The sequence below is a fragment of the Haloferula sargassicola genome, from assembly GCF_040362925.1.
GTDB lineage: Bacteria > Verrucomicrobiota > Verrucomicrobiia > Verrucomicrobiales > Akkermansiaceae > Haloferula > Haloferula sargassicola.
This window is the reverse complement of record NZ_BAABRI010000012.1, coordinates 89,467-102,925: the sequence shown is the minus strand read 5'-3', so window position 1 is coordinate 102,925 and position 13,459 is coordinate 89,467. Positions and strand designations below refer to the sequence as shown.

Sequence of the window (13,459 nt, the reverse complement as noted above, 5' to 3'; positions counted from 1 at the left end):
ACGCCTTCCGACGACGATTTTTCATGACCCACCCGATTTCCATTTTCCTGCTCGCATGGACGGCCGTCACGGCGGGTGCCGGGGCCATGGGATTGAACCGGATGGTGGCGGAGAAACAGGAAGCCCTGCTGGAATCCCGCCGCGACCGGTTGCCGGCGCTGAGCGATCCATTCGGCGCGCCGGAGGCCGCGCGCATCGTGCTCGAGCCGGAGAACGTGCCGTATCGCAACGTGGCGACCTGGCGGGGGAACGTGGTGGCGACCGTTTTCTGGGTCGGTGAGCAGCCCAGCGAAAACAACCCGGTGGCCAATGTGGCCAGTGCCTGGGATCCGAACTGGATGCAGAATTTCGGCGGCTACGACGATCCTGCGCGTCGGTCCGGCTATCTGCCGGCCGGATTCACGCCGCAGCAGAATCCTTTTTACGTGGCGCTGCCTTACAACGACATCGACCCCGACGGCTTCCACCGCCCGGAGGCGTCGGAGGTGATTCCCTGGTTCTGGCGCGATTACCGCGGCGAGGGCGTATCCGTGTGCCGCGGCCGCTGGCTGGCGATCCACCGCGAGGGCCGGGTCTGCTACGCCCAGTGGGAGGACGTGGGGCCTTTCCAGACCGATCACTGGCAGTACGTGTTCGGCGGCGAGCCGCCGCGCGACAATCTGAACGGCGGGGCCGGCATCGATCTGAGTCCGGCCGTGCGTGATTTTCTCAAGCTCCGAAGCGGCGATCGCGTGCAATGGCGATTCGTCGAAAACAAGGATGTTCCCGCGGGTCCCTGGCGATCCTGGGAGCCTAGGTGATTGCGTAGTTCCGCATATTTAATCTCTAAGGCATCCTAACAACCGCAACCCCCTCAAACCCCCAAACGAAACGCTAAGCAAACCAAGTCCCACACCCAGCGAAGTCGTCCGAAAGCATTCCTAGTCCCGATGGAAGTTTTCGGCGGTCCGGAGAGGGGTTCTGTCCCGAACCGGTAGGGCGCGCCACCAGCCAATCCGCGCTCCCTGCCTTTGCCTCCTCCGGACCGGCTTCCGCCGGTGGTCCGTCCCGGCCACCGGCAACATGAAGCCGATCGAGCGATCCCACACACCAGCCATGAAAACCAGCCCATCGGTTGCGCTTGCCGCAACGCTCTGTCTTGCGCTCGCAGGACTGCCCGGAGTCGCCCACGCCAGGCGCTCCAGTTCCAGTTCCAACAACGGCAACGGCAACGGAAACGGAAACCAAGAGACCTTTCCCGCTCTGCCCTACGGTTGGCTCACCGCCTTCCCGACCATGGTGCAGACCGGCACCAAGCCGACCCTGACCTGGGGAATCAACTATCCCTCCATCGTCGAGGATTATGTCACCATCGTGCCTCCGGCCACCGTCGAGGCGGATGAAGACATCGACTGCGAGGTCCGGATCCTGGGCGCGGGTGTGACGGTGACTTCCAACGGCAGCTCGAACTACTCGTTCGTGCCGACCCAGGCGTTGATGAGCGTGGATGGTGGAAGCTACCAGCAGATCTTCTACGGCACCAACCTGGACGTGAACCCCGACCAGATCGTGAGATCATTCACCCTCCGCAGGCACGGCAAGCTCAAGTTCGGCGGACGCTACTATTACAACCGGTCCTGGGGGCCCTACTTCACCTCGGACAGCGGCACCGACAACGTGCGGACCCTCGTCAACGGCAGCACTCCGCCTTCGAACGTGCCGGACTACAATGCTCCGTCGCTGGAAAGTTTCATCAAACCCTACCTGAGTCCGAACGGGAAGGTCTCGATCGGGCCCATGGACGTCATCGTGTTCATGGAGCTGACCCACTACGACTCCCAGAAGTCGGACCCGGGCTACGACCTTCAGGACATGGTGATCCTCGTCACCTTCAAGTCGAAGGCCAAAACCAACAACGGCCACGGCAACAACCTTGACGGGATCGATTCCAGCAATCCCGGCAACGCCCCGTTCATCAATCTGGATACCGATCCCACCGTCGACGACGAAGCCGGCGGCGGAGGAGCAGCCTCGAGCAACCCGTGAACCCCGACCTGACCTGAATCATGAAATCCAAGTTCATTCTCTTCATGGCTGTGACCGGTCTCGGCGCGGCGTCGGATCAAAAACCCGTCTGGCGCGATGCCGCCACCCACGAGCAACTCGATGCGCAGCTGACCGAGTTCCGCCAGCACGACCCGATGAGCCGGCTCGAAGCGGTCACCGGCCAGGACCCGACCAAGATCAACCAGCCGGTCGATCTGCTCGAGCAATCCGACATCATCAGCTTCGGCGGCTTCACCACCCTGGTGCCCAAGCAGGCCATCCTCACCGTCCCGGATGACTACAAGGCCATGCTGGAAATGAAGCCGGGCAACCAAATCGTCGGGTGGGCCGAATTCTACGCCCGCAACCGCGGCTGGATCACCACCGTGGAAGTCACCCGCGTCCAGGCCGAGGGCAATGAGGCCCTGGCCAAGGAAAAGCGCGAGGCGATCGAGAAGAGCAGCAACCTCGTGGTGGCGGTCTACAAGGGCGGCCCGATCTCGGTGCTTCCGCTCAAGGTCGATCCCGCCAGCGTTGTCACCCAAAACGAAGAAGAGCAATGAAAACGGCGTTTCTCTCACTCTCCCTCGCCGCGCTGGCCCTGGGCGGCGTGGCGCACGGCCAGGCGGCGGACTTTTTCACCAACTTCGTGCGCCAGGTCCAGCTACCCACCGGCGTGACGTGGGACATGTCGGTTTCCTCCACCGGCGAGGAGCTTTCCCCGCTGGCGATCGATCCGGGCGGCGCGCGTTTCGAGCTGTGGACCATCCAGAACGATCCGGTCACCGTTTATCTCTTGGACACCCGCTACGTCGGCACCTACGTGCCGATGGCCGAAGTGTTGATCCGCACCGAGGACCCCAACACCTACACCGGCATCCCGCGCACCCGCGCCGACCGGCCGTTCGTGGTGGACATCGAAGTCTCCGGGCTGCTGGCGGGCGAGACCGACCCCGAGGCCTCGAAGAGCGTCAACCTGCTGCGCCACGTCCAGTCCTACGGGGCGGGGGGCACGGGAGTCGGGCTCGACCGCACCCAGGCCGCGCTGCTCAGCCAGGTTTCCCTGAACCACAATGCCCTTCACCGCATGACCATCCAGGTGAACTCGGTGCCGGGAGCCAATCGCGCCAAGGTCCGCGGCGAGGAGCGGTTCTCGGTTTACTCGCTGGATGACTACCAGGCGCCGCCTTCCCAGCTCGCCTCGATGTTCGTGCAGATCTGGCCGGTCGCGGATGGAACCCTGTCGGGAATCGAAAACGGCGACCAGCTGCGTTTCAACTGCCCGACGTTGACCATCGACGTCCACGACCTCTACCCGGATTCCCGCACCTATGTGCAGATCTATCAGGGCTCGCCCTCGCTGGGCACCGAGGGCGTCGTGGTCGCCGGCTCCGGCCTGGTGATCTACGATGCCGTCCCGCACGACCGCACCCTGGTCATCGATGACTGGGACAGCGTGATCACCGACAGCGGAAACTACACCATGGAGCTGGTGACGGTGACCCCCTTCGGCATCGACCGGCTCGACTACGTCAACTTCAACGTCGACCGCGACATCGAGATCAACGGCACGGTGACCACCGTGGAATGACGGGCCAGGGCGGCTTCAGCGCCCGCTTGCGGGGGCCGGCTGCCGCTCGTTTTCAATCCGGATCCGCAGGTTGTCGTTCCGATACATCACGGAATACTCGGCTTCACTCTGCTTGCGCAGCAGGTCCTCGATGCGGGTGAAGGCGATCAGCAGAAACAATCCCCGCACCGGTTCGCGATGATAGGAATGGGTCACGGTCGAGAAATGGTTGGAAACCGACTTTTCCTCCTGGTTGGCGGTCATCTTGCCGTGCTCGCGGGAAAGACGTCGCTTTTCCATTTCGAAGGCGTTTTCCACCGCCTCGGCCTCGGTGCCCTCGCCGCCGTAGTGGAGCGTCATTTCAATCAAGCGCCCGTCCTCGTAGCGGGCCTCGACCTGGCGCGCCGCGGCGTCCGGAATGAGTCCGGCGGCCGGGGAAAGACGGATCACCCGCAAGTGCGGCTTTTTCGCCGGCATCTCGATCTTCACGTCGAGGTCATGCCGGCCGGCCCAGTCGAGGATCCGTTCCGGACGGTCACCCCACTTCATGCCCAGCGGCGGTTCCAGCACCGCCTGGCCGCAAGCCGCCAGCGCGGCCGCCAGCCAGAGTGCCAGGATTCGAGTGCCCATGGCGGCAGCTTGCGGGCACCGGCGGGCGATCGCAAGCATCGCGGTCGGCAGCCCGGAGCCCCGCGATCGTGTGGGTTGCCAAAACGTCCATTTTTCATTAAGGAGGCTTAAGTGTTTGGAGCGGCGTCACCCCCCCGAAGCCCCTCCCGCGCCCGACCGACCGTTGCGCGTCCCCGCCGGACCGTGCCCCGGGGGTCGGTGTTGCTGGAGGCCACCTACGCCATGGTTTTCCTGGCGGCCCTGACGCTTGTCTTCATGAAACTGGCGCTCAACATCACGGCGCCGCGCCAGTGGACGCTCCAGCAGACGGTCACCGACGCCTACCTGACCTACGAGAAGGCCCTCGCCCAGCGCATGCCCTTCAACGAGCTGCTCTCCGACAGCTCCCCCTGGCCGACCTATCCCGAAAAGGCCCAGTCCACGGTGGAGCTGGGCAAGCTCCCCGGCGGCAAGACGATTTCCGGCACCATCATCCGCACCCGCACGCCGGATAAGGACAACTTCCCCGTCGATGGCGGGACCGGCACCGCGGCCGACAACCCCGCCGGCATGCGGACCTGGAATTTCCAGAGCATCCTGACCTACGAGATCGGCGGCAGGGCGTATGTGAAAACCCGAACCGTCGTCCGCTCCCAATGAAGACCGGAACCATCCGCCGGCGGCGGGGCTTCACCCTGCTCGAGCTGACCATGGCGATGTCGATCGGCCTGATGGTCGCCACCATGTCGCTGATGATGATGAATCAGCAGCTGGCCTTTCTGCGGATCTTCCAAGCCCAGGATTTCCTCACCCGCGAGGCACCGCTGATCAACAGCTACGTGAACCGCGTGATCAGCGGCGCGGACGGCTACCGCCTCTACCGCGACATGGATTCGCTGCGCTCGGGCGCCAGCCCGGTGCTGCAGGACGCCAAGGTGCTGGTCCTGCGCTACCGCATGCCGGATGGCAGCCTGCGGGCTTCGGCGCTGGCCTTCGAGGATCCGGGAAACGGCCGCGACGAGGGTCTGTATTTCCACCTGATCCCCACTTCCGGCGCGATCGGGGACCCCGATTGGTCGATCACCACCCTGGCGGATGACGTCACCTTCTCGATCGAGCAGGGCATCCTGAGGATGCGCCTGGAAGGCCCCAACGACGAGGAACTCGTCTATTCAGGAACCGAACTGTGATGAACACTCCCCCCAACCGGAAACCGGCGGGCTACGTCTCCTACCTGATGGTGCTGACGCTGGGCCTGACCGTGCTGCTCATGATGATGAGCACCTACCGCACCGCCACCCGCTCGCAGCAGGTGCAGGCGGAGGTGACGCTGCGCGGTGACTACGACACCAAGGAGGAAGCCGTGCTGCGGGCGATCGTGCCGCTGACCGCCAACAGCGCCATGAAGGCGATGATGGGTGGTTCCGACGAATCGAGCACCACCCGCCAACCGCTGTTGTGGCAGAAGATCTTCCGCCAGGCGATCGTCGATGGGAATGCCGAGACCTCGGTGAACAATGCCACGCTGAAGAAGTTCGGCTTGGCCGACGCCGTTATCGGCAACCCCGGCGATGCCGAGACCTACTCCGCCCAGACTTTCCGCGCCTACGACTCCACCAGCAGCTATGCCATGCCGGGCCTCGACCAGGACTTCGGCATCAATTTCCCCCCGCCGCTGGAAACCAGTAGCTCCCGCGTGCGGGCGAACGACCGCGACTATCCGATCATCACCACCAAGAAATACTACGGTTCGCTGTCGGCCAGCCGGGTGGGAGCCAGCGTCAGCGAATACAAGCAGTTCAACCTGATTCCCTACCCGAACATCCGCTTCGGCTACACCACGCCCGGCGAGCCCTTCGTGGCCAAGCGGAACTGGTGGGCTTTCCGCATGAACCTGGCCGACCACCACCAGGCTGAAACCGGCGTCCAGCGCCGCGAGCGGGATTTCGTGCTCTCCATCTACGAGGTGCCCTCGCAGCTCGCCATTTCCGCCGAGGCCTCCGCCGTGCTCGGCGAGTATGAGGATGGCTCCCAGTGGAAAAACACCAACATTGCCGGTGGCGTCTTCGCCTCCCAGGCCCGGGTCGGGGCCGGCATGAACCTCGAGCGGATCTCCGGCCGCAATGGCCTCGAAATTTCCAACGACGCGCAGATCGGTGACCAACCGCTGCTGGCCACCGGCGATCCCACCGGCGTGGTGCTGGACGAAAACGGCATGGCGGTCGGCACCGACCCCTTCGCCCCCGGCGTGCGCGAGAGGTATGAGATCACCAACGGCAACTTCATGCCCGTCTCGCTGTCCTCGGAAAGCGGCCGGACGGCCTTCATCCCGATCAACCGCGGGGCCGATTTCTTCGACCGCTACTGCGTTTCGGATGAGAGCCAGACCCTGTCCGACACCACCTGGAGCGACTACACCATCGGCGCCCGCCAGTGCGCGATGAGCCTCGACATCGCCGATGCGGTCAGCACCGACGACCCCACGCCCACCACGCTCAAGTTCCGCTACCAAAAGAACGGCTCGACCCAGACCATGACCATCGATCTCACCCCGGGATCGGGTACCGGTTTGCCCTCCGGTTACGTGCAATGCTGCGGGGAGGGCCAATCCTACTTCTTCCCCTATCCCGTGGACGTCGCCTACGGCTACAACGGGCACTACTACTACCAGTATGGCGTGAGCGGCTCCATCACCTTCAACAACGCGCGCTTCGGTGACCCGCTCTACGGCACCTTCAAGTATGGCTACTTCCGGCCCAGCTACCCGTGGGAGGTCACCCTGCTTCATGGCACGAAAACCTGCATCACCCTCTATCCGGAGCGCTTCGCGAAATTCCTGGCCCTCATCGGAGCCGACACCTGTGCGGTCAACCATTCCATTGCCGTCAACGTCGATTACCCCGGCTCCGCCGTACTGCAGCGGCCCTCGATTCCCTGCACCGAACTCGACTACGGCGTGGTGCTCCAGGAGTGCGCCGATCTCACCAGCTTCACCAAGGGCTTTTCCGTGGTGACCAATCTCCGGCTCTACATCGCGGACGACTTCAACACCACCGCCACCACGCCCCCCGCCGGCAGCGGGTTGCCCTCGCCCTTTTATCCGCCGTGCTCGTTGTTTGCCCCGGAAAAGCGCTACGGCGCGGAGAACGATCCCTACAACCTGAAGATCTCCGGCCAGCTCGGCAGCCTCGCCGGGGCCGGCGACCACCCGCAGGCCTCCGTCCACCTTCTGGACGTCAAGGCCGCCTCGGACAACGAGGTCGCCCACGACAACCTCGAAGTCAACCTGGCACCCATCGTCCACCCCGCCGCCCTGCCGCCCATCTGCATGATGAACTGGCTGATCGTGCTGGAGGAGCGCCGCCGCGAGTTCTACGAGGGCAACGCGGTCGATCACTGACGAGCCGGCCCCCTATCCCTGGTAAAGGATTCGCCCGCAGGTTTCGCACTGCACCAGCGAGTTGTCCGCCTGCAGCTTGACCAGGGTGGCGGCGATCAGCTTGACGTGGCAGCCGCCGCATTGGCCGTGGACCGCTGGCACGATGGCCATGCCGCCCTTTTTACGCATCAGGCGCTCGTAGAGGTCCAGCAGGTCCGGCTCCACGTCCGCGGCCAGCCGCTGGCGCTCGGCCCGGGTTTCCTCCAGCTGCTGCTGCAGGTTCTCCTGGCGCTGGGCCAGCGTGGCCAGGTCCTCGTCCACGATCTTCTGGGACTGGGCCAGCGTGGCCTCGGCCTCCTGCTGGTGTCCGCGCAGCTCGTCGGCTTCCTCCATCCGCTCCAGCAGCTGGGTTTCCAGGCGATCGATGTCTCCCAGATAGCGCTCGATCTCGTTCCCCAGCGCCCGGAATTCCTCGTTCTTGCGCGTTTCGAACTGCTGCTGGCGCAGCCGCGCCACCGTCGTTTTGCGGGTATCGATGTCGATTTCCACGTTCTTCGCCGCCACGCCGTTTTTCTGCGCGTTTTCACGGGCGGTCGCCACGGCGGCGCGGTCCCGGTCGAGCCGCTGGTCCGCCCGGCTCTTCTCCGCCGGAATCTTCGCGAGCTGGGCTTCGAGGTCGAGCAGGCGGCGGTCGCGGTCCTGAACGACCAGCAGCGCCTCTAGGTTGGAGGTCATGCCCGGACCCTGAAGAATGCTGCTTGGTGCGGCAAGCTCGGCGACGGGGATTGCATTGTTTCCGGAGCCCGGTGCAAGCTCCGCCCCGATGGACGAAGCCGAGCAAGAGTCGGAGACAATCACGATCCGCTGCCCCAAGTGCACCCAGCGGTTCAAGGTGCCGCCGGACTACATGGGAAAGATGGTCGAATGCGGGGGCTGCGACGAACGCTTCCGCGTCACCGAGGAGGTGGCGGTCCGCGCCCGGCGCTTTTATCCGGGTGAGCACCGCGATCCCCGCCTCGAGCACTTCAGCCGGGTGCCCATGAAATCCGGGCCCATGCCCAAGTTCCAGCCGGCCCCGAACCTCTCCGGCGGCCAGGCCGGACGCCAGGTCGAGACCTTTTCCCCGGTCCGCCTCATGCTCGGCATCGCCGCCGTCGCCTTCATCGTCCTCGTCGGCTTCATCCTCGTCAGCGGCGGGGCACCCGGCCGGGTTCTCGACGGGGCCTCGATGACCGAGCGCCTCGTGCTCGCCGGCTTCACCGGCATCCTCGCCACCGTCCTGCTCGTCCTCGCCAACCCCTGGGCGCGGAAAAAGGGCCTCCTCGGCGGCCTGGCCGGCCTCGCCGTCCTGCTCGCGCTCCCGTTCCTCATCAAAGACGGCCTGCCGGATCCCGGACGCTCCCAGGTCGAGGCCGCCGGCAGCGCCCCCGGACCCGCGCCGGCGTCCGATCCGCTGGCCGACCCCTACGCCGCGATGAAGGAGGAAATGACCTACTCCAAGCTCGCCGAGGCCATCTCCGCCTATGGCCCCGATGGCGTGGAAGACGGTGCCACCGCGATGGGCGTGTGGCTGCGCGACGTGCGGGAATACAACAAGGACCTCATCGTCAAGTTCCTCATCCGCGGCACCCACGCCGACGCCAAGTCCTGGGCCTACAGCCGCCCGCCCTCCGACTACCTCGTCGTCCTCCACGGCGTCAGCCCCGACATCAAGCCCCTGCGGAAGCTCTGCGAGCGTTTCGGAAAAGTCGGCCGCGTCGTCGAGGAGCTTCAGGTCGTGGAAGTCACGGTCGATAACCAACGCTTCGTCGCCGGACCGCTTGCCAAGCTCGCCGACCCGGACGATCCCGCCTTTTACGAGCTCAACCGGCGGGAACTCGAAAGCATCGACCCCCAGCGCGTCGCCCGCGCCGTGAAACGCCTCGCCAACTCGCCCGCCAAGCTCTACCGGCCCGACATCGCCGCCCGTTTCCGCGAGTTGCTGGCGATCGATGACGATGACATGCGCTCCGACCTCGCCCGCGGCCTCATGGTCTGGGCCGACCCCGGCGACGGCTCCGCCGAGGCCGTTCACGATGCCGCCCGCAGGATCGCCGCTGCCGGCGACGAGGTGCCCCGCCCGATGATCGAGTTCCTCGTCCAGCAGCACGACGAGCGCGCCATCCCCTTCATCCACGAGCTGTGGCTCAAGCAGCCGCGCGACTGGGAAGCGCTTTACGGCGACCTCGGCCGCCCCATCGAGGAAACGGTGATGACGGCTCTCGACGAGGACTCGATGCTGCTCCGGATGTCGGCCATCCGCCTGTTGGGGCGGGTGGGTGGCGCCCGGAGCCTCGCCGCCCTGCAGCAGCTCCGATCCGGCTCCGCCGGCGAAATCCGCGCCCAGATCGAACAGGCCATCGCCTCCATCCAGAACCGCCGCTAGGGCGGTTTCTCTTCTCCATTGCCACCGTGGCGGAATCGGTAGACGCCGCGGACTTAAAATCCGTTGCCGGGCAACCGGCGTGAGGGTTCGAGTCCCTCCGGTGGCACTTTTTCAAAACTGGGGCACGCCGGGGGCGCGAGTGCCCGAAGTCATCCCTTTTGAAGGGATCGTGAAATCTACGGCGTTCGCCGTAGATTTTCCTTGGTGGACGGAGCTTCCCGAGCTCGGGCAAGGTTTCCCGGATTCCGGCCACGCGGCGGGGACGGTGGCCGCCGGAAGCGCTCCTGAAATCGCCGCCTGCCCCGGCGCTTGAACCGTCCGGGCGGATCCTTGACCCCTCCCGGCATTTTCGTCCCGACCCTACGCGATCGCGTATCAGAAAAGAACGGACAACCCCGTCAGATCGGGATACTTCCCCGCCCGTCAACCGAGCCCCCCACGGAAGACCCTCCACACACCCCCCATCGACCCCGCCCCTCTCGCATCCCCCCGTGCTCCAGAGGGACGGGGTCGATCTTTTTTCCGGCGCGGTGGATGCTCGCAAGCGGTCGGGGTGCGAGGCCGGTGGTTAGTTCGCCGGACGGATGTCGAGATAGACGGAGTGGAACTGATCGTAGAACTCGAAAAACGGCTTCAGCCGGGTGTCTCCGACCTGGAAGTGGAGCGTCGACGGATCACCGGTGATGGATTTTCCCAAATCATCCATGGCGAGCGCGACCGAACGCCAGGTGCTGCGGGCGCCGGATTCCTCGGCGGCGAGCAGGACCGGGCCGAAGAAGATGCTCGCGATGTTCGGCTGGTCCATCAGCGGCATGAGATGGAAGGACATCGGGATCTTGATCTCGATGCGGTCGCCGTCGTGCCAGTCGCGATCGAGCGTCACATAGCTGCCCGGTAAGGCGTCCGTGTGCCGCTCCTCGCCATTGATCCGGATGCGGAAGCCTTCGCTCGTCCATTCCGGCACGCGGACATGGATCCGAAACGCGCCCCCGCCTTTCAGCGTCAGCGTGGCGGTGTCCTCAAAGGGGAAGTTGGTCGCCTGGCTGAGCGTCACTCCCATTTCCTGCCAGTCGAGGGTCGAGGGCACGAACAGGTTCACGTAGAGCTCGCGGTTGTCGGCGGTTTTGAAATGGTTCATCGGCGGCACCTGCTCATCCGGGCGGCAGCCCGCTTTCCGCCCTAGCCCGCTCGGGGTAGGGTCAAGGGTAGGCCCGGATCTCCTCGGCCGTGAGGGCGCGGGTGAAGAAGGCGAACTCGGCGAAGCGGCCGTTGAAGTTGCGGACGACCGATGAGCCCGGAATGCCGGCTTCGGCGGCCTCGAAGTTGCCGAGGTTGGCCTTGCCAAGCGCCACCGGCGTGGGCCGCGTGATCGGGGCGGTGGCGACCTCGCGGCCATCCACGTAGGCCCGCATCACGGCGGCCTCGTTGTCGATCACGGTGGCCAGGGTGAGCCAGTGGCCGAGGTCCTTTTCCCCGACCACCGGCGGACTGACCAGCCGCTCCCAGGGCTCCTCGCTCGCCCGCATGCCGAGCAGCAGGCGGCCGTCGCGATCGAGCTTCCAGTGGATTTCCCCGACCTGCTTGGGAGCCATCGAAAGCAAGGCGTTGTGGTCGTGCGGCAGGCTGTCGACGCGGACCCGCGCCAGCATGGTGACGGCGGGCGCGAGGCCGTCGAGGCGGAAGCGGACGCGGTCGCTGGTGCGTGCGAAGCCGAGGGCATCGGCCTGCGGCCACGGCCCGGGCACGGGCTCGCAGCCGATCAGGATGCCCTCGCTTCCGGCCGGGGGATGGGCGGCGCGGTTGGGGAGCACGCCGCTCTTGATGTTACGGAAATCATAGTAGACCTGGAGGTCGCGCGACTGCCGCAGGCGGGAGGAGGCGGCCAGCCACTTGCGCCAGACGCGGTCGCGGGCCTGCTCGGCGGCCTTCGACAGCTCGCCGGGCCGGGCGAAAGCCGCGCGGTCGGCCTGCAGGTCGGTGGTCGCCCCTTGGTGGACCGCCACCGCGCCTCCTTCGTAGAGGGCGCGGGCGGAGCCTTCGTCGTCTTTCGGGTAAAGATCGACCTCGCCATCGAAGACGTGGACCTGGAGGTCGCCGCCATTTCCCACGCTCATGCCGAACTCGGTGCCGCGGTCCACCACCTTCATGGCCTCGCTGAGGACGGTGAAGCCGTGGGCGGGCGGCGGCACCTGCGCGGTGAGCTTGCCGGAGGTGAGGCGGGCGAGGTCCGGAGACACCAGTTCGAGCGAAGCGGGGCCCTCGAGATAGACCTTGGCGCCGCTGTAGAAATCGAGGCGGACCAGGCCTTTCTCGATCGAGAACAGGCCCGTGGGCAGGGCCGAACCCGTGGCAAATCCGGGCGCTCCGGCGGTCCACTCGACGCCGATCTGCTCGGCCAGCAAGGCGACGTCGTCCGCCGGCTGCGAGGTTGTTGGAGCCTCGGGGGATGGCTTCGTTTCGGCCTGGGCCGGCGCGGCCACCTCGCGCGGATTCAGCCACAGCACCAGGGCCAGGCAGGCGGCCAGACCGGCGGCGATCCAGGCGTAGCCCGCGGTGCGCGGCCTGCGTACCGGCATTTCGACCACGGGCGAGCTTCCGTTTTCCCGCAGCGCCCACTCCCGCAGCGCGCCGTGGTGGCCGGCATGCTCGTGGAAAATCCGCCGTGCCCGCGATGAATGCAGCAGCATGGCCTCCAGCTCCTCCCGCTCCTCGTCGGTGAGGCGGAGGTCGAAGTAGGCGCTGAGCAGGGCTTCCAGTCGGGCTTCGTCGATCATGGCGGTGGTGGGTCAGGAAGACGTGGGGGAGAGGCGGCGGTTCACGCAATCGCGAAGGAAGGCGCGGGCGCGGGAAAGGGTGACATTGACCGAATTGACGGTGCAGCCCATCAGGCGGGCGATCTGGGGCGGACGGTGGTCGCCACGGTAGCGGTATTCGATCGACCTCCGGGCCTGCGGGGCCAGCTCGGCGATGCAGTGGCGCAGCGCCTGCACGCGGCCATCGATCTCGGTCGGGTCGGCATAGGGATGCGTCTCGGTATCGAGTGCGTCGAGCACCTCGTCCGAGAGCACCGCGCGGCGGCCGTATTCGCGGCGGACGGCTTCGAGCGCCTTGAAGCGGGCGATGGTTTTGACCCAGGCGGGAAAACTGGTGCCGAGGGTGAATCCGCCGGCCTTGCGGCTGACCACCAGGAAGGTCTCCTGGAGGATGTCCTCGGCCAGCGTGAAGTCGGGCACGATCGACAGGATGTAGGTCCGGATCATGGGTTGGAATTTCAGGAAAAGTCCCTGCACGGCGGCGGTCTGCCGCTCGTCCGGGGTGTCGGGGTTCTCGGGTTCGGCGGGCATGGGGTGGGTTTCTGCCACTGGATGATCCGGAAGGGCCCCCGCATTAGCAGCGGCGGGAAAGTTTTTTGGCCTTCCGATGCTAATTCGTCCGGTGCCGCCGACATGGA

13 protein-coding genes and 1 tRNA gene are annotated in these 13,459 nt (G+C 65.7%); 9 read left to right on the top strand and 5 right to left on the bottom strand.

The genetic code is table 11. The annotated features are described in order from the left end of the window. Positions 1-23: 23 nt before the first annotated feature. The 4 genes from ABXH26_RS11825 (at position 24) to ABXH26_RS11810 (ending at position 3,616) form a co-directional block, all read left to right on the top strand. Positions 24-800, top strand: coding sequence for a hypothetical protein (locus ABXH26_RS11825; protein ID WP_353567277.1), 777 nt, complete (start codon positions 24-26; stop codon positions 798-800). Between the two features lie 295 nt (positions 801-1,095). Further along, positions 1,096-2,025: a hypothetical protein gene (locus ABXH26_RS11820; protein ID WP_353567276.1), complete on the top strand. Its 930-nt coding sequence runs from the start codon at positions 1,096-1,098 to the stop codon at positions 2,023-2,025. 20 nt (positions 2,026-2,045) lie between these two features. After that, complete coding sequence (locus ABXH26_RS11815; protein WP_353567275.1) at positions 2,046-2,588, top strand: hypothetical protein; 543 nt, start codon at positions 2,046-2,048, stop codon at positions 2,586-2,588. Continuing rightward, positions 2,585-3,616 (top strand): hypothetical protein, encoded by a 1,032-nt coding sequence (locus ABXH26_RS11810; RefSeq protein ID WP_353567274.1) that lies wholly within the window; start codon positions 2,585-2,587, stop codon positions 3,614-3,616. The genes ABXH26_RS11815 and ABXH26_RS11810 overlap by 4 nt, the downstream gene beginning before the upstream one ends. A 15-nt stretch (positions 3,617-3,631) precedes the next feature. Here ABXH26_RS11810 and ABXH26_RS11805 read toward each other — a convergent pair whose 3' ends face one another. Further along, entirely contained in the window at positions 3,632-4,225 is a 594-nt protein-coding gene (locus tag ABXH26_RS11805; protein WP_353567273.1) for a hypothetical protein, read from the bottom strand. A gap of 183 nt (positions 4,226-4,408) precedes the next feature. Between ABXH26_RS11805 and ABXH26_RS11800 the strand changes: the two genes are divergently transcribed. From ABXH26_RS11800 to ABXH26_RS11790, 3 genes are read left to right on the top strand one after another with little or no spacing between them, the layout of a single operon-like run. After that, the gene (locus ABXH26_RS11800) at positions 4,409-4,864 is read left to right on the top strand and encodes a hypothetical protein (RefSeq protein WP_353567272.1); all 456 of its coding nucleotides are present in this window, start codon (positions 4,409-4,411) and stop codon (positions 4,862-4,864) included. Continuing rightward, positions 4,861-5,394, top strand: coding sequence for a prepilin-type N-terminal cleavage/methylation domain-containing protein (locus ABXH26_RS11795; protein ID WP_353567271.1), 534 nt, complete (start codon positions 4,861-4,863; stop codon positions 5,392-5,394). The genes ABXH26_RS11800 and ABXH26_RS11795 overlap by 4 nt, the downstream gene beginning before the upstream one ends. Then, complete coding sequence (locus ABXH26_RS11790) at positions 5,394-7,604, top strand: hypothetical protein (RefSeq protein ID WP_353567270.1); 2,211 nt, start codon at positions 5,394-5,396, stop codon at positions 7,602-7,604. Before ABXH26_RS11795 ends, ABXH26_RS11790 begins: the two co-directional genes overlap by 1 nt. Positions 7,605-7,616: 12 nt before the next feature. On the opposite strand, the gene ABXH26_RS11785 is transcribed toward ABXH26_RS11790, so the two are convergent. Continuing rightward, on the bottom strand, positions 7,617-8,318 hold the full coding sequence (locus tag ABXH26_RS11785) for a zinc ribbon domain-containing protein (protein WP_353567269.1): 702 nt from the start codon (positions 8,316-8,318) through the stop codon (positions 7,617-7,619). A gap of 88 nt (positions 8,319-8,406) precedes the next feature. Here ABXH26_RS11785 and ABXH26_RS11780 point away from each other — a divergent pair, with 88 nt between their 5' ends. Continuing rightward, positions 8,407-10,008, top strand: a complete 1,602-nt coding sequence (locus tag ABXH26_RS11780; protein WP_353567268.1) for a hypothetical protein — start codon at positions 8,407-8,409, stop codon at positions 10,006-10,008. Positions 10,009-10,028: 20 nt separating this feature from the next. Continuing rightward, positions 10,029-10,114, top strand: a tRNA-Leu gene (locus ABXH26_RS11775). Between the two features lie 462 nt (positions 10,115-10,576). Here ABXH26_RS11775 and ABXH26_RS11770 read toward each other — a convergent pair. The 3 genes from ABXH26_RS11770 to ABXH26_RS11760 all read right to left on the bottom strand — a co-directional run bounded on the left by ABXH26_RS11770 (position 10,577) and on the right by ABXH26_RS11760 (position 13,352). Beyond that, a complete protein-coding gene (locus ABXH26_RS11770) occupies positions 10,577-11,146 on the bottom strand; it encodes a glycoside hydrolase family 127 protein (protein ID WP_353567267.1) in 570 nt (189 codons plus the stop codon). Between the two features lie 61 nt (positions 11,147-11,207). Next, the gene (locus ABXH26_RS11765; protein ID WP_353567266.1) at positions 11,208-12,782 is read right to left on the bottom strand and encodes a LamG-like jellyroll fold domain-containing protein; all 1,575 of its coding nucleotides are present in this window, start codon (positions 12,780-12,782) and stop codon (positions 11,208-11,210) included. 12 nt (positions 12,783-12,794) lie between these two features. Beyond that, complete coding sequence (locus tag ABXH26_RS11760) at positions 12,795-13,352, bottom strand: sigma-70 family RNA polymerase sigma factor (RefSeq protein ID WP_353567265.1); 558 nt, start codon at positions 13,350-13,352, stop codon at positions 12,795-12,797. Between the last annotated feature and the right edge of the window lie 107 nt (positions 13,353-13,459).

Bases quoted from the DNA above. Each gene is read 5' to 3' on its own strand.
- ABXH26_RS11785 (WP_353567269.1), bottom strand. From the start codon at position 8,318: ATGACCTCCAACCTAGAGGCGCTGCTGGTCGTTCAGGACCGCGACCGC.
- ABXH26_RS11780 (WP_353567268.1), top strand. From the start codon at position 8,407: ATGGACGAAGCCGAGCAAGAGTCGGAGACAATCACGATCCGCTGCCCC.
- ABXH26_RS11820 (WP_353567276.1), top strand. From the start codon at position 1,096: ATGAAAACCAGCCCATCGGTTGCGCTTGCCGCAACGCTCTGTCTTGCG.
- ABXH26_RS11815 (WP_353567275.1), top strand. From the start codon at position 2,046: ATGAAATCCAAGTTCATTCTCTTCATGGCTGTGACCGGTCTCGGCGCG.
- ABXH26_RS11805 (WP_353567273.1), bottom strand. From the start codon at position 4,225: ATGGGCACTCGAATCCTGGCACTCTGGCTGGCGGCCGCGCTGGCGGCT.
- ABXH26_RS11760 (WP_353567265.1), bottom strand. From the start codon at position 13,352: ATGCCCGCCGAACCCGAGAACCCCGACACCCCGGACGAGCGGCAGACC.
- ABXH26_RS11810 (WP_353567274.1), top strand. From the start codon at position 2,585: ATGAAAACGGCGTTTCTCTCACTCTCCCTCGCCGCGCTGGCCCTGGGC.
- ABXH26_RS11770 (WP_353567267.1), bottom strand. From the start codon at position 11,146: ATGAACCATTTCAAAACCGCCGACAACCGCGAGCTCTACGTGAACCTG.
- ABXH26_RS11795 (WP_353567271.1), top strand. From the start codon at position 4,861: ATGAAGACCGGAACCATCCGCCGGCGGCGGGGCTTCACCCTGCTCGAG.
- ABXH26_RS11790 (WP_353567270.1), top strand. From the start codon at position 5,394: ATGAACACTCCCCCCAACCGGAAACCGGCGGGCTACGTCTCCTACCTG.
- ABXH26_RS11825 (WP_353567277.1), top strand. From the start codon at position 24: ATGACCCACCCGATTTCCATTTTCCTGCTCGCATGGACGGCCGTCACG.
- ABXH26_RS11765 (WP_353567266.1), bottom strand. From the start codon at position 12,782: ATGATCGACGAAGCCCGACTGGAAGCCCTGCTCAGCGCCTACTTCGAC.